General features: G+C 72.3%; 16 protein-coding genes. 7 read left to right on the top strand and 9 right to left on the bottom strand.

Annotated features, from left to right (window positions below):
* Window positions 1-22 precede the first annotated feature (22 nt).
* Both ABD774_RS13550 and ABD774_RS13555 read right to left on the bottom strand, forming a co-directional pair.
* Window positions 23-391 (bottom strand): cupin domain-containing protein, encoded by a 369-nt coding sequence (locus ABD774_RS13550; RefSeq protein WP_486327316.1) that lies wholly within the window; start codon window positions 389-391, stop codon window positions 23-25.
* Window positions 392-487: 96 nt separating this feature from the next.
* Window positions 488-1,189: a TetR/AcrR family transcriptional regulator gene (locus ABD774_RS13555; RefSeq protein ID WP_345042126.1), complete on the bottom strand. Its 702-nt coding sequence runs from the start codon at window positions 1,187-1,189 to the stop codon at window positions 488-490.
* 171 nt (window positions 1,190-1,360) lie between these two features.
* On the opposite strand from ABD774_RS13555, the gene ABD774_RS13560 reads away from it, so the two are divergent.
* The 3 genes from ABD774_RS13560 to ABD774_RS13570 are packed head-to-tail and all read left to right on the top strand — an operon-like array spanning window position 1,361 to window position 3,885.
* Entirely contained in the window at window positions 1,361-2,326 is a 966-nt protein-coding gene (locus ABD774_RS13560) for an NAD(P)-dependent alcohol dehydrogenase (protein ID WP_486327317.1), read from the top strand.
* Window positions 2,327-2,380: 54 nt separating this feature from the next.
* Entirely contained in the window at window positions 2,381-3,127 is a 747-nt protein-coding gene (locus ABD774_RS13565; RefSeq protein WP_345042131.1) for a DUF4386 domain-containing protein, read from the top strand.
* Between the two features lie 23 nt (window positions 3,128-3,150).
* Window positions 3,151-3,885, top strand: a complete 735-nt coding sequence (locus ABD774_RS13570) for a DUF4386 domain-containing protein (RefSeq protein WP_345042134.1) — start codon at window positions 3,151-3,153, stop codon at window positions 3,883-3,885.
* A gap of 53 nt (window positions 3,886-3,938) precedes the next feature.
* Here ABD774_RS13570 and ABD774_RS13575 read toward each other — a convergent pair whose 3' ends face one another.
* The 5 genes from ABD774_RS13575 to ABD774_RS13595 all read right to left on the bottom strand — a co-directional run bounded on the left by ABD774_RS13575 (window position 3,939) and on the right by ABD774_RS13595 (window position 9,662).
* Window positions 3,939-5,219, bottom strand: a complete 1,281-nt coding sequence (locus ABD774_RS13575) for a ubiquitin family protein (RefSeq protein ID WP_345042137.1) — start codon at window positions 5,217-5,219, stop codon at window positions 3,939-3,941.
* 163 nt (window positions 5,220-5,382) lie between these two features.
* A complete protein-coding gene (locus ABD774_RS13580; protein WP_345042140.1) occupies window positions 5,383-6,552 on the bottom strand; it encodes an MFS transporter in 1,170 nt (389 codons plus the stop codon).
* A 4-nt stretch (window positions 6,553-6,556) separates the two neighbouring features.
* Window positions 6,557-8,062: a tripartite tricarboxylate transporter permease gene (locus ABD774_RS13585; RefSeq protein WP_345042142.1), complete on the bottom strand. Its 1,506-nt coding sequence runs from the start codon at window positions 8,060-8,062 to the stop codon at window positions 6,557-6,559.
* Complete coding sequence (locus ABD774_RS13590) at window positions 8,062-8,613, bottom strand: tripartite tricarboxylate transporter TctB family protein (protein WP_345042144.1); 552 nt, start codon at window positions 8,611-8,613, stop codon at window positions 8,062-8,064. The genes ABD774_RS13585 and ABD774_RS13590 overlap by 1 nt, the downstream gene beginning before the upstream one ends.
* A complete protein-coding gene (locus ABD774_RS13595) occupies window positions 8,610-9,662 on the bottom strand; it encodes a Bug family tripartite tricarboxylate transporter substrate binding protein (RefSeq protein ID WP_345042146.1) in 1,053 nt (350 codons plus the stop codon). Before ABD774_RS13595 ends, ABD774_RS13590 begins: the two co-directional genes overlap by 4 nt.
* 145 nt (window positions 9,663-9,807) lie before the next feature.
* On the opposite strand from ABD774_RS13595, the gene ABD774_RS13600 reads away from it, so the two are divergent.
* Together ABD774_RS13600 and ABD774_RS13605 are read left to right on the top strand one after the other, a co-directional pair.
* Window positions 9,808-10,470: a GntR family transcriptional regulator gene (locus ABD774_RS13600; RefSeq protein WP_345042148.1), complete on the top strand. Its 663-nt coding sequence runs from the start codon at window positions 9,808-9,810 to the stop codon at window positions 10,468-10,470.
* Window positions 10,471-10,616: 146 nt separating this feature from the next.
* Window positions 10,617-11,006 carry a universal stress protein gene (locus ABD774_RS13605; protein WP_345042150.1) on the top strand — a complete coding sequence of 130 codons (390 nt, stop codon included), beginning with the start codon at window positions 10,617-10,619 and terminating at the stop codon, window positions 11,004-11,006.
* 47 nt (window positions 11,007-11,053) lie between these two features.
* Here the strand turns inward: ABD774_RS13605 and ABD774_RS13610 are convergent, their stop codons facing one another.
* Window positions 11,054-11,386 carry a YnfA family protein gene (locus ABD774_RS13610; RefSeq protein WP_345042153.1) on the bottom strand — a complete coding sequence of 111 codons (333 nt, stop codon included), beginning with the start codon at window positions 11,384-11,386 and terminating at the stop codon, window positions 11,054-11,056.
* A 61-nt stretch (window positions 11,387-11,447) separates the two neighbouring features.
* Here ABD774_RS13610 and ABD774_RS13615 point away from each other — a divergent pair, with 61 nt between their 5' ends.
* The gene (locus ABD774_RS13615; protein ID WP_345042155.1) at window positions 11,448-11,846 is read left to right on the top strand and encodes a MerR family transcriptional regulator; all 399 of its coding nucleotides are present in this window, start codon (window positions 11,448-11,450) and stop codon (window positions 11,844-11,846) included.
* 108 nt (window positions 11,847-11,954) lie between these two features.
* On the opposite strand, the gene ABD774_RS13620 is transcribed toward ABD774_RS13615, so the two are convergent.
* Window positions 11,955-12,614: a TetR/AcrR family transcriptional regulator gene (locus ABD774_RS13620; RefSeq protein WP_345042157.1), complete on the bottom strand. Its 660-nt coding sequence runs from the start codon at window positions 12,612-12,614 to the stop codon at window positions 11,955-11,957.
* Between the two features lie 115 nt (window positions 12,615-12,729).
* On the opposite strand from ABD774_RS13620, the gene ABD774_RS13625 reads away from it, so the two are divergent.
* The gene (locus ABD774_RS13625) at window positions 12,730-14,325 is read left to right on the top strand and encodes a GMC family oxidoreductase (protein ID WP_345042159.1); all 1,596 of its coding nucleotides are present in this window, start codon (window positions 12,730-12,732) and stop codon (window positions 14,323-14,325) included.
* The last annotated feature ends 174 nt before the right edge of the window (window positions 14,326-14,499 follow it).

Consider the following 14,499-nt stretch of genomic DNA (forward strand, 5'->3'; position numbering starts at 1 on the left):
GGCGGTCGGGCTGACGGTGTCCTCAGGGCCCCGGCGGCTTCGCGTAGCTCTGGACCTGGCCGAAGTCGACCAGGACGCACGTCTCGTCGCCGATCACCTCGGCGTCGTGCCCCGGCGGCAGGGCGAAAAGGTCGTCGGGGCCGACCTCGAACTGCATGCCGTCGTCCATGACGACCCGCATCCTGCCGGACAGGACGTATCCGAAGTGCTCGACCTGGCAGGAGTCGGTCTGGGCGATCGGCCTGAGGTTCACCGACCACTTCCAGCCCGGCTCGAACGTGGCCTTGCTGACCGTACGGCCGTTGACGACGAGAACCTCCGCCCGGCCCTTCCCCTTGAATTCCCTCGTCTCGTCGGGCGAGCTGAAGCTCTTGGACTCGGCGCCGGCCATGAGGACCCGCTTTCTGGGTAGGTGGGCCAAGCGTCCGCTCGTCCGGGCACCGGCGCCATGACCGGAAGGTCCAAGAAAACGCCCCGGAGTCAGTCGTCAGGCCTCGGCGCCGCGCGGCAAGGAAGCTCTCATCGGCCCGGCGAGCCGTTCCAGGGCGTCAAGGATGACGCCCAGGCCGAACTCGAACTCGTCACCGAAGTCGTAACCGGGCTTCATGGCGCGCTCGGTCGCGTACTCCTGCATGTAGGGGTAGTCGCCGCCGGAGAACCGCGCCGCGATCGCGGCGACGACCTCGGGGGTGGTGTTCGTGTCGAACGGCAGTGCCGCCTCCTGGATGGCGAACCCGTAGACGAAGGCGTCGAGCAGGGCGTAGGCGTGCCCGGTCATCTCGAGCGAGAGCCCAGCTCCGCGCAGGGTGGCCAGCACGGCCTCGTGCTGCCTCAAGTTGGCGGGTCCGGGCGTCGACCGCGACTCCATGAGTGCGATCGCCCAGGAGTGGCGCCGCAGCACGCTCCGCGCCGAGGCCGCGCGGCGCGTGATCTCCTCGCGCCAGTCCCCGCCGGGCGAGGGGAGCTCGATCTCGCTGAAGACCTGGTCCACGATGCCGTCGAGGATCTCGTCCTTGTTGGCGAAGTAGTGGTAGAGCGCCATGGGCCTGACGCCCAGCTCCTTGGCCAACGAGCGCATGGTGAGCGAGGCGAGGCCGCCGGCGTCAGCCACCGCGACGGCGTGGTCGAGCACCCGCTGACGACTGAGCGGGATGCGCCCCTCCCGGCTGCCGTCCCCGTCCTCCAACATCGTGACTCGCTCCCTCTTCCACGTTTGTACTATGTACGGTAGCCTACCGTACAAAGTACAGGGCGCGCGACGGGCGTGTCCGCGGAGAAGGGAACCGAGATGGGCGCTGAGGACCAGCACGTCACCACGCACCGCGCGACAGCGGCGGAGGCGGCTACGGCGGAGGACACGATGCGGGCGGTCGTGCGGGAGCGGTACGGCGAGGCCGACGTCGTCCGGGTGTCCCGGGTCGCCAGGCCGGAGCCCGCCGACGGCGAGGTGCTCGTCCGGGTGCACGCGGCCGGTCTCGACCGCGGCGTGTGGCACGTGATGACCGGCCTGCCGTACGCCGGTCGCCTGGCCTTCGGGCTGCGCCGGCCGCGGAACCCGGTCCTCGGGTCCGACGTCGCCGGGACCGTGGTCGCCGTCGGAAGGGCAGTGACGAGATTCGCCGCGGGGGACGAGGTGTACGGCTTCGGCGCGGGCACCTTCGCCGAGTACGCGGTGGCGCCGGAGAAGAGCCTGGCCCGCAAGCCGGCGAGCCTGACGTTCGAGCAGGCCGCCGTCGTCCCGGTCTCGGCCGCGACCGCGCTGAAGGGGCTGCGCGACGTCGGCCGTGTCCAGGCGGGGCAGAAGGTGCTGATCACCGGGGCGAGCGGGGGCGTCGGCTCGTACGCGGTGCAGCTCGCCAAGGCGTTCGGGGCGGAGGTCACCGGTGTGGCCAGCACGGCCAAGCTCGACCTCGTGCGATCGCTCGGGGCCGACCACGTCGTCGACTACACCGCGCACGACTTCGCCGACGGCTCCCGTCGCTACGACCTGATCCTGGACATCGGGGGCAATCCGTCGCTCGCGCGGCTGCGCCGGGCGCTGACTCCGACCGGGACGGCCGTGATCACCGGAGGCGAGGGTGGCGGAAAGCTCACCGGCATGAGGCGGCAGCTCGGTGCCCTGGCCCTCTCGCCGTTCGTGCGGCAGCGGCTGACGATGTTCGTCTCCGTCGTGCGCTCGGCGCAGCTCGAGGAGCTTACCGAGCTCATCGAGGCGGGCGCGGTGATGCCGAGCCTCGAGCGGAGCTACCCGCTCGAGCAGGCTCCGGAGGCGATCCGCCGCCTCGTGGCCGGCGAGGTCAGGGGCAAGGTCGCCGTCACCGTCTAGCGCGCCGTGCGCGGTCGTGCCCCAGGTCTGGCCACCAGTGGAGAAGGAACAGCCATGTCGACGAGAACGACCGGGCGGATCGTGGGGGCCCTCATCCTGCTGGCATTCGTCCTGTACGGCGGTGGCACCATCCTCGTCGGCTCCGGTGCGGGTGTGCCGGCGGTGCTCTCCGACGTCGGCGAGAGCCGCACGCAGATCTCGGCCGGCGCGCTGCTCATCCTGCTCAACTCAGCCGCGGTCGCCGGCATCGGCGTGCTGGCGCTGCCGGTGCTCAAGCAGCACCACGAGGTCTCCGCGTACGCCTACCTGATCACCCGGACCTTCGAGGCGCTGATGCTGGCCGTCGGGGCGTTGTGCCTGCTGGTCCTGATCCCGCTCTCGCGTGAGTACGCCGAGGCAGGAGCGGTGGATGCGTCGGCTCTTCCCGCGCTGGCCCGCGTCGCGCAGGAAGGGAACCAGACGGCCTACCAGTTCGCCATGATCGGGCTGGGACTGGGCAGCATCCTGTTCTGCCGCGTCCTGCTGCGGGCGCGGCTGGTGCCCAGGCTCCTGGCGGTGTGGGGCATGGCTGGATACGCGATCGTCGCGCTGGGCATGTCGCTGGACGTCCTCGGGTACGGCGTCGGCCTGATGATGTGGATCCCGGGCGGCCTGTTCGAGGTCGTCCTGGGAGTGCTCCTCCTCGCGAGGGGCTTCCCTGCCCTGCAGAGCGGTGACCGTGACGGTGCTGTGCACCGCGCTCCGGTGCCCCCGGTGGTCACCATTGAGAGACTCGAGCGCTCGGGAAGCGGGACATCATGAGTCGGACCAGGAGGGGCACAGGTGTGGCTCGGGCGGCTGGCGCGCTGTTCCTGCTCAGCGCGATCACCTTCGCCGTCGCCGCCAGCGTCCTGTCCGCCACCTTCGACTGGCCGGACATCCTCCGGGAACCCGCCGACGTCGTGCTGCCCGCGTTCACCGCCGGAGGCGCGAGCCTGGTGTGGACGTGGTTCGCCACCGCCTGGACCTACGGGATCCTCGCGGTGCCGATCCTGCTGCTGCCGGCCGCGCTGGGCCGGCGGGGCGACCCCGCGTTGCGGGTGGCCACCTGGGCCGGAGCCGTCTCCGTGGTGCTGGCGCTGGTCGGGTTCCTGCGGTGGGTGTTCGTCGTCCCGGCGCTGGCACGCTCCTTCGCCGCGGGCGACGGGACCACCCGCGCCGCGGTGGACGCCGCGTGGACCGCGCAGCACCAGTTCGGCGGCGCCCTCCTCGGCGAGCACCTCGGGCAGCTGCTGGTTGTCGCCTGGTCGGTCACCGTCGCCGTCGTCATCCTGCGCACCGGGGTGCTGCCCCGCTGGCTTGGGGTCACCGGCCTGGCGGCCGGAGCGCTCTACCTCGCGAACCAGGGCGACATCCTCGCGACCGCCGTCCCCGGCTTCCCGGTCTGGGACCTCGCGGGCCTGATCGGCAGCACCGCCTGGGGACTGTGGGTGGCTGCCCTGGGCGCGACGCTGCTGCTGGGGCGGGTGCGCGCCGTGGGTGCCGACGTCACCGAGAACCTCGCGCGCTCGGCCGTCTGACCCAGGTGACCCGGGCGCACGGGACCGCGCCGAGCGCCAGCAGCGCGCCGGCGTCACCCGTTCCGTACCGTGCCCCGGAGCTTCCGAAGGCGGTGTGCGGCCAGGAGGGCGTTCCCGAGACCGTCGACGGTGAGCAGGACGGCGGCGGTGGTGCGCAGCCAGCCGGGCACGTCGCTCCACGCCCCGAGCAGACTCAGCCAGACCAGCGTGCCGAGGGCGAGCTCGAGCAGGCCGAACGCCAGGTGCCATCCCGGACGCGCGCGGAAGAGGCGCCGGAGGCGGCTGAACGGGTCCGAGCCGGTGGGCTCACGGGAGAGCTCCGCCCGGAAGGCGGCGCCGACGAGCCCGGAGGCGCTGCTGGGCTCGACACGTTCGGGCATGCCGGCCCGCAGCTCCGCACCGGGCGCGCCCTCGGCGAGCTCCGCGACGAGCCGCGGCACACCGAGGAGCGTGCCGACGGTGACCAGGAAGTCGTGGCCGTCCGGGCTGCCCGTGGCCGCGACCAGGTCCTCGGCCAGCTCGTCACTGAGGTCCGGGTGCGCCGGCAGGTCGCCCGGGTCGAGCCGGCCGGCGGACAACCACTCGGCCAGGCGTCGCACGGCGGGTCCGTCGCGGCCCGGGTCGGGGAGCACAGGCGCCATGGGCGGCGCCCAGCCCAGCTCGAGCGCGAGCGCCTTCCTTCCCTTCGCGGCGGCGTACGTGAGGGAGCGGACCTCACCCGTGCGGGACATGGTAACGAAGGGAAAGCCGAGGTCCCACGCAGGCGGTTGCTCGAGCACGACGTTCGTGTCGTCCTCCACCACCGCGACCACCCAGGCCTCCTGCCGGTACGCCGTGACCGGCTGCTTCATCGAGCTGGCCAGCGCCCGCGCGCCGAGGAGATCGGTGCCGCGCCAGGCGTAGACGAACCGGAGATCTCCCGCGACGTCGGCCGGGAGGACGTCCTCGCCCGGCACCGGACGACCGTCCGGCCCCAGGGCGTTCTCCTCGTCGATCACCACCGTGACGCCCAGCTGCCGGGCCAGCGCGCCGACGAGCTCCTCCACCTGGACCGACGGCCGCGGCGGCAGTCCGCCCGCGGCCGTGACCACCCGTCCGTCGTCGTCGATGGCGATGCGAACCAGGAGCCAGCCCGGCAGGGCCGCGGTGGCGCCGTCGGCGACCGCGCCCACGACACCGCGCACGCGGAGCGCCTCGACGAGGTTGGACTCGAGGTCGGCCTTGTGACCGGCGCCGTCGGCGGCGGAACCTCCGCGGCGGACGGTGAAGGCGAACGGCTGCCACTGAGCGGCCGGGTCGTCGAGGGCGGGGTGCGGTGCGGACGATCCGGCCAAGGGGGCTCCAGGAGAGGTGACGGGACGCGACCTCAGACGGTAGCGCCTCTGGTCTCGGCCACCGGCGCAGCACGCCGCGGCTCCCCCCGGACCTGCGAGGACGAGCCTCCCGCTCACGGCGCGGGCCCCACCTGCGGCGTCGTCGTTCCTGAACAGCGACCGCTCAGGTCGGCCGACCGCGCCGGACCACCAGGGCGACCCCGGCCAGGGCGGCGGCCATCACCCACAGCACGCCGCCCACCCCGGCCGAGGAGGCGGCAAGCCCGGCGACGGTCGGCACGACGGTCTGCCCCAGCCGGTTCCCGGTCAGCCGCACCGACAGCCAGGTGGCGCGCGCGCCGGGCGGCGACGCCTCGGTCACCCACGCCATGGTCAGCGGCTGCCCGATCCCGAGCGTCAGCCCGCCGAGGGCCATGACCGCGACGAGCACCGCCAGCGGCATGGGCACCGGGATGGTGGCGACGGCGAGCGCGGAGAGCGCCAGCGAGGCGCCGAGCGTGGGAAGGCGGCGGAAGCGGGCCACCAGCGAGCCGACGAACATGCGCGAGAGCATCGACGCCGCCGCCCGCACGGACAGCAGCACGCCGACCGTCCCCGCGCTGATCCCGGCCTGCGCCCCGAGGGCCGGCAGGTAGACGACGAGCAGGTCGATCGCCGCGATGAGCACCAGCGAGGCCGCGATGGCGGTGAAGAGCTCCCGGCGCACCGGCCCGGTCACGCGCATCGCCAGCCGCAGGCTCCCCGGCGGGTCGTCGCGGGCGGGCCCGGCCGCCCGGGTGCGCATCGCCGCGGTGCTGAGAACCAGCAGGACGGCGAGCACCACCGCCCCGCCGAGGACCGCGGAGGTGTCCGGGAGGGCGCCGTCACCGCCCAGCGCGGTGATCAGGCCCGGCCCGACGATCTGGCCGAACGAGACCGGCAGGGTGTAACGCCCGAACGCCGAGTCGAGCCCGCGCGCGCTGCGCATCACCGTCACCGTGGTCTGCTCGCCCACGATGGTCAGCAGGTGCCCGACGCCCAGCACCACGCTCCACAGCAGCAGCGCGGCGAGGGAGTCGGCCAGCCACGCCAGCCCGGCCGTGGCCACGAGCATGAGGCCGGCGCCAGCCCAGAGCGGGAGCCGCTCGCCACGCAGGTCCGTCATCCGCCCCACCGGGATGGCGATGAGCAGAGGGACGACGGCGAACGCCGCGGAGAGCAGCCCGAGCTGGCTCGCCGGGACGTCGAGCTCGAGGGCGCGGTACGCCGTCGTCGGGCGCACGACGTACGTGAGCGCCTGGACGACGACCGCGTGGCACATGAGGGCGACCGGCCACCCCCGCGCCACCGCCATCGGGTCAGACGGCGGTGTCGGCGGGCGCCCGGGCGGCGGTCCGGCGCGCCAGCACCCGCGGCAGCACGATCGCGACCACCAGGAGCACGTAGACGGTGATCGAGAACGGCGAGCTGACGAGGATGCCCAGGTCCCCGGCGGAGATGTCGAGCGCCCGGCGCAGCTGGAGCTCCGCGAGCGGGCCCAGGATGGCTCCGATGATCAGGGGCGTGACGGGGACGCCGAACCGGCGCATGACGTAGCCGAGGAGACCGATCCCGGCCATGACCCACACGTCGAACACCGCGCCGTTGAGCGTGTAGGCGCCGAGCAGCGCGAACAGCGCGATGCCGGCGTAGAGGTACGGCTTGGGGATCTGAAGGATCTTCACCCACACCCGGATCAGCGGCAGGTTCAGCAGGAGCAGCATGACGTTGCCGACGAACAGGCTCGCGATCAGGCCCCACACCAGCGCGGCCTGGTTGGTCAGCAGCTGCGGACCGGGCTGGATGCCGTACTGCTGGAAGGCCACCAGGATGACGGCCGCGGTCGCCGACGTCGGGATGCCCAAGGTCAGCAGGGGCACGAGGACGCCGGCGGCGTTGGCGTTGTTCGCCGCCTCCGGCCCCGCGACGCCCTCGATGGCGCCCTTGCCGAACTCCTCCGGGTGCTTGGAGAGCCTCCGCTCCAGGGAGTAGGAGAGGAACGTGGGGATCTCGGACCCGCCGGAGGGAATCGTGCCCATCGGGAAGCCGATGGCGGTGCCGCGCAGCCACGGCTTCCACGAGCGGCGCCAGTCCTCGCGCGACATCATCCGGCCGCTGAACCGCGCGATCGAGAACGCCGCGCCGGTCTGGTGGGCGGCCACGTAGAGCACCTCGCCGATGGCGAAGAGCCCGACGATGACCAGGACGACGTCGATGCCGTCCAGCAGGCGCACCAGCCCGAAGTCCAGGCGCGCCTGGCCGCTCTGGAAGTCGAGGCCGACCAGCCCGATGACGAGGCCGAGGGCGAGGCTGACGAGGCCGCGGAGCACGGAGCGGCCCAGCAGCGCGCTGACCGTCAGGAACGCCATGACCATCAGCGCGAAATAGTCGTGCGGGCCCAGCTTGACCGCGATGCCCACGATCGCGGGCGCGGCGACGGCGAGCGCCGCCGTCGCCAGGGCACCGGCGACGAACGAGCCGATGGCGGCCGTCGCGAGCGCGGCGGCGCCCCGGCCGGCGCGCGCCATCTTGTTCCCGTCGATCGCCGTGACGATCGAGCCCGCCTCGCCGGGGGTCTTGAGCAGGATCGACGTCGTCGACCCGCCGTACATCGCGCCGTAGTAGATGCCGGCGAACATGATCAGCGTGCTCGACGGCTCGAGGCCGTAGGTGAGCGGGAGGAGCAGGGCGATCGTCAGCGCGGGGCCGATGCCGGGCAGGACGCCGACGAGCGTGCCGATCGCGGTGCCGGCCAGCGCGTAGAGCAGGTTGGTCAGGGTCAGCGCGACGGCGAAGCCCTGCCCGAGGGCGGTGAGCGACTCCATCACAGCACCCCCTCGAGCAGGCCGGCGGGCAGGCGGATCGACAGCCCCCTGGTGAAGCCGACGTAGATGACGACGGCGAGCGCGACCGAGATGAGGAAGTCCCGGACGTAGCGGCGCGCGCCGAGGGCGTAGGCGATGGCCCAGAAGGTCACCACCGCCGTCGGCACGTAGCCCAGCCGCTCCAGCGCGAGGCCGTACCAGGCGACCGCGGCGACCACGATCAGCGCGCCCCGGACGTGGAGCACGGCGACGTCGACGTCGCCCTCGCCCTCGTCCGGGTCGCCACGCCCGCCCGCCAGCACGTGGACGATCAGGGCGAGCGCCACCGCCATGGTGAACGCCGAGACGACGGTGGGGAAGAACCCGGCCCCGATGCCCGAGGCCGACGTGGACGGCGGCAGCGAGCGGGCGTCAAGCAGGACGACGACGCCGAGGGCCAGGACCGCCAGGCCGAGGACGAGCTCGCCCCACGCGATGCGCCGGCGTGCCCGCCCCGCGGTGGCGGGGCGGGTCTCGGGCGTCGCCGGGTGGGCTCCGCCGTCGGCCGTCACTGGACGAGACCGAGGCCCTCGAGCACCTCGGTGACGCGGGCGTTCTCCTCCTCGATCCACGAGGCGAACTCCTCGCCCGAGATGTAGACGTCCTCCCAGGCGTTCTCGGTGACGGTCTGCTGCCACGTCTCGGACTCGTGCAGCGCGTCCAGGGTGGCGACGTACTGGTCGACGGTCTCCTGCGGCAGGTCGGCCGGGGCGGTGATCGAGCGCCAGTTGTAGAACTCCAGGTCCTCCAGCCCCTCGTCGGTGAGGGTCGGGGCGTCCGGCACCGACTCGACGGGCTCGAGGGAGGAGACCGGGAGCGGGCGGAGGTTGCCGCTGGTGATCTGCTCCTGGAACTCGCCGGTGCCGGCGATGCCGGCCGCCACCTGGTTGCCCAGCAGCGCCGTCGTCGCCTCGCCGCCGCCGGAGAACGGGACGTAGTTGAGGTCGCTCGGCGTGATGCCGCGTTCCTGGGCGAGGAGGCCGAGGAAGAGGTGGTCGGCGCTGCCCGCCGACCCGCCGGCGATCGGCACGGACGCCGGGTCCTCCTCGATGGCGGTCAGGAGGTCCTCGAGGGTCTGGAACTCCGAGGCGGCCGGCACCACGATCAGCTCGTACTCGCCCATGAGCCGCGCCAGCGGCGTGACCTCGTCGAGGGTGACCTCGGAGTTGTTGGTGACGACGCCGGTCATCATCGCCAGGCCGGAGGCCATCCACAGGCCCTCCTTGCCGGTCTGCGGGGCCACCTGGGCGAGCGCGACCGTGCCGGACGCGCCGGGGACGTTGGTGACGGTGACCTGCTCGGCGAGCGACTCGCCCTGCAGGCCCTCCTGCACCGCGCGGGCGGTCTGGTCCCACCCGCTGCCCGGGGCGGCGGGCGCGATGATCTCCAGCTGGGCGATGGGCTCGGCGGCCCCGCCGGCGCCGCCTGCGCCGGTGGTGGACGTCCCGCCGCCGGCGGTGCCGCCGTTGCCGGCGTCGGTGCCGCCGCCACCGCCGCAGGCGGCGAGGGTGAGGGCGGTGGTGGTGAGGGCGAGGAGGCCAAGGGTGCGGCGAGAGCGCATGAGGGGGCACCTTCCGGGTCGACTGAACATCGTTGTCAGCTGTCACGCCCCCGGCCGCGCGCGCGGCTCGGCCCGGGTGCTGACCGGAACGTACCGCCGTGTATGCATGTATGCAAGAGCCAGTTTTGCTGCCACACTGGCCGCCATGTCGATCGCCAACGTCCGACGGGGGACGGGCCTGGAGACCGTGTACGAGACGGTCCGCGGCCAGATCATCGACGGGACGCTGAGCCCGGGGGAGCGCCTGACCGAGCCTGCGCTCGCCGAGCGGCTGAGCGTGAGCCGGACGCCGGTGCGGGAGGCGCTGCGCCTGCTGCTCGCGGAGGGGCTCGTGCACCGGCAGCTCTCCGGCGGTCTGCGCGTGGCACCACTGCGGCGCGAGGACCTGGACCGCATCTTCGACATCCGCGCCCGGCTCGAGGGACTGCTCGCCCGCGACGCGTGCGTGCGCATGACGCCCGAGGCGCGGGCCCGGCTCGAGACCCTGCTGGAGCGGATGGACCGCGCGGAGGGCGACGAGTCCGAGATCCTTCGCCTGGGCCGGGAGTTCCACGCCACGGTCGCCGAGTGCGCCGAGAACCCGTGGTGCACCCAGCTGCTGCACGAGATCCGCGGGCACGTCGACCGGTACAAGGCCTGGGCGACGAGCGACCCGGGCCGGCCCGCGCAGGCCGCGGTCGAGCACCGCGCGATCTACGACGCCCTGGTGGCCGGGGACCCCGAGGCCGCCGACCGCGTCATGCAGGACCACGTCGTCAGCAGCGCCGTCGCCGCCCGGCGGGCGCTGCCGCCGGACAGCCAGGGCTAGCCCGACCCGCCGGACCCGCCGGACCCGCCCGACCCGCCGGACCCGCCGGACCCGCCTGATCTGGCCGATCCGCCCGACCTGCCCGATCCGCCCGACCTGCCAGCTCCGCCCAGACCGCCAGCTCCGCCGACCGAGAGAGGATCACGATGACCATCGTCGTCGGCTACACCACCAAGCCCGAGGGCAGAGCCGCGCTCGCCCGCGCCATCCACGAGGCCCGGACCCACGCCGAGGACCTGCTGGTCCTCAACGTCTCGGGCGGTGAGGCCTACGCCGACCCGCTGCTGGCGACCGAGGACGAGCTCGACGAGGTCCGCGCCCAGCTCGCGGACGCCGGCGTGGCGGGAGAGGTGCGCCAGCTGGTGCGCGGCAAGGACGTCGCCGACGAGCTGCTGACGATCACCGGCGAGCTCGGCGCCAGTCTGCTCGTCATCGGCCTGCGCAGGCGCTCGCCTGTCGGCAAGCTCGTGCTGGGCAGCAACGCCCAGAAGATCCTGCTCTCCGTCGACGTCCCGGTGCTGGCCGTCAAGGCCTGAGCGCACTGCCGGACCTGAGTCCGACCTCAGCGGCCGGCCGCGGAGCGTCAGGCGGGTCGCGGCGCGTACATGATCACCGCGACGCCGGCGAGGCACACCAGCGCGCCGGCGACGTCCCAGCGGTCGGGGCGGAAGCCGTCGACGAGCATGCCCCAGGCGAGCGAGCCGGCGACGAACACCCCGCCGTACGCGGCGAGGATCCGGCCGAAGTTCGCGTCGGGCTGGAGGGTGGCGACGAACCCGTACAGGCCGAGCGCGATCGCGCCGGCACCGATCCAGATCCAGCCCCTGTGCTCGCGCACCCCCTGCCAGACGAGCCACGCGCCGCCGATCTCGAGGAGGGCGGCGACGGCGAAGAGCAGGACGGAACGTAGCGGCATGGTGGTCTCCCTCGGGCGTCAGGGCGACGCTACCGGCAGCGGTCACGGCAGACTGAGCGCCATGACGACGTCGGGGCGTGCACCGGTGATGATGCAGATCGGGAAGCTGGCCGAGCGCACCGGTGTCTCGATCCACACGCTCCGGCACTACGACGAGGTGGGGCTGCTGCGCCCGTCGGGCCGGAGCGAGGGGGGCTTCCGGCTCTACACCGAGGAGGACCTGCAGAGGTTCCTGGTCATCCGCCGGATGAAGCCGCTGGGGTTCTCGCTGGAGGAGATGCGCCAGGTTCTCGAGGTCGTCGACGCCCTGGACGGGGCGGGCGAGGCCGAGCGCGAGGAGCTGCGGTCCCGGCTGGACGGGTTCATCGAGGCGGCGCGCGAGCGGCGCGCGAAGGTGCTCGCGCAGGTGGCGATGGCCGACGAGTTCATCGGCCTGCTCGAGGAGCGGCGGTCGGGCTAGGGCGTGCCTCCCACCAGTTTATGCATTTCCGGAGTCGTCGAGCACTGCGGAGATTCGACAGCGATCACACGAGTCTCGCCGTCGAGAATTCTTGGGGGCGTTGAGCCGTCACGGCAGTCCGGCGAGTTCGCGCCCCAGCGTGCGGCGCAGGGACAGGATCGCTGTGGGCTCGGTCCCGTCGGGGTTCGGGGCAGGCGGTTCTGCGGCCAGCGCGGCGAGCGTGAGGTCCAGGAACCGTCGCGAGGCGCTCCCGGGGTCCTGGTTGCTCCTGTGGACCAGCGTCTCGTTGAGCGCCAGCACGAGGAACACGTCCTCGATCCAGCGGTCTGCCCGCAGAGCCCCCTCCGCCTTCGCGCGCTCCAGCAGTCGACGGAGATGCTCGAGGGTCGAGTCTCGAAGCCGGTCGACCTCGTCGTTCTCACCGGTCGGCACGGCGCGTAGCGCGCTCATGTACGCCGGGTTCTCGACCTGTTCGGCGAAGTGCCAGGTCAGGTAACTGACCAGCCCGTCCCAGGCCGACGGCAGAACGTCCGCATCGGCCAGCGCGTCGGCACTGCGCGCGAGGTTCACCAGCAGGATCTCGATCACCAGATCTCGGCGCGTCGGGAAGTGGCGATAAAGGGTCGCGTTGCTGACACCGGCACGCTTGGCAATGGCATCAAGCGGTGCCTCGATGCCTCTTTCCCGGAACACGTCGCGCGCGGCGGCAAGGAGCGCCTGCCGGTTGCGCACCTGGTCCTTGCGAGCCCCGCGCGTACTTCTGTCCATCCGGCCAATCTACGAGTCCGCGCCTGCAGGGAGACCAACCGGGGATCAGTCCCCGTTTTGCAGATACGATCAAGCGTCTCAACGACGCGACGACGCGACGACGCGAAGGAGTGCAATGTCGGACTTCGACTACATCATCATCGGTGCAGGCGCGGCTGGATCCGTGCTGGCCAACAGGCTCTCGGAGGACCCCGGCAACAAGGTCCTGCTCCTGGAGCACGGGGGGCCTGACACGAACCCGATGCACCACATCCCCAAGGGCTTCTTCTTCACCCTGCGCGGGGACCGTTACACCTACCACTACCCGACCCAGCCCATCGGGCCCAGCGGCCAGGTCGAGAGCTGGACCCGGGGGAAGGTCCTCGGCGGGTCGACGGCGGTCAACGGAATGATGTGGTCACGAGGCGCCAAGGCTGACTTCGACCAGCTGGCTGCGCTCGGCATCCCCGGCTGGGACTGGGAACGGGTGCTCGCCGTCTACCGCACGGTCGAGGACCACAATCTCGGGCCGTCCCCGATGCGCGGGGCCGGCGGGCCGCTCGGCGTCTCGGTGACGAAGAATGACGACGAGGTGGTCGCCGCGATCCTGGCCTCGGCGCAGCAGCAGGGCTGGGACTACGTCGACGACGTCAACGCCCACGACACCGAGCGAGTCGGCTTCACGCCGTCGACCATCAGGGACGGCATCCGATCCAGCAGCTACCGCGCCTTTGTCCACCCGGTCCGCAGACGTCCCAACCTCACCATCAAGACCCACACCCGCGCCGGCTACCTCCTCTTCGACGGCAAGCGCGCGATCGGGGTCCGCACCCGCAGCGGATCAAAGCGCGCTGACTACACCGCGCGCAAGGAGATCATCGTCGCGACCGGTACGGTCGAGACCCCGCTGCTGCTGGAGCGCTCAGGCATCGGCAGGCCGGAGGTCCTGGCCGGAGCAGGCGTCCGCGTCCGGGTCGAGAGCCCCCACGTGGGTGAGCGCGTGATCGAGCAGCGCGGAGTCAGCATGCAGGTGCGGCTCAGGCACAAGATCGGACCCACCCAGGACCTCAACACCGTGCCCAAGCAGGGATGGGAAGGGCTGAAGTACCTCGCAACCCGCCGCGGGCCCATCTCCACCGGCGGCTACGACCTCATGGCGCACTTCAAGTCCTCACCCGAGCTGGACCGCCCGGACATCCAGGGCATCTTCGTCCCGATGGCGCTCGACACCAGCAGCGCAACGATGAAGCTCGCGGAGCACTCGGGCATCATGTTCATGGGCTACCAGGTGCGACCCACGACAACGGGGTCGGTGCACCTTTCCGGCAAGCTGCCGGAGAACCTGCCGATCATCGACGCCCGGTTCCTGGAGGACGAGGCGGACCGCGCGGCGACCGCCCCGATCCTCGAGGTCGGGCGCACGCTCCTGTCCAACGGGCCGGTGGCCGACTACATCCTCGACGAGGAGTTCCCCGGACCCGCGGTATCCACCCCCGAGGAGGTACTGCGGTACTCCTTGGACGCCGGAGGCGGGATCTTCCACGCCGTCGGCTCCGCCGCGATGGGGCCGAACGACGACGACGTGGTCGACCCGCAACTGCGCGTCCGCGGGGTCGACGGGCTCCGCGTCGCCGATGCCTCCGTACTCCCCGTACAGGTCTCCGGCAACACCGCGGCGCCGACCACCGTCGTCGGCTGGATCGCTGCCGACCACATCCTCGCGGACAACTGAGAAGACTGGCGCGAGATCGGCGCCCTCCTCACCAACCTGGGCGTGAGGCAACATCGCGGCCACCGCCAAGACGGCCCGACGGCCTGGTCCGAAGCGCCAGGCCGTCGGTTCCAGGCACCGCTCCCGGCCAGAGCTCCGTGCGGGCGCCGATGCATGAGGTGATCCTGAACCAGT

Source organism: Georgenia daeguensis, assembly GCF_039537705.1.
GTDB classification, from domain to species: domain Bacteria; phylum Actinomycetota; class Actinomycetes; order Actinomycetales; family Actinomycetaceae; genus Georgenia; species Georgenia daeguensis.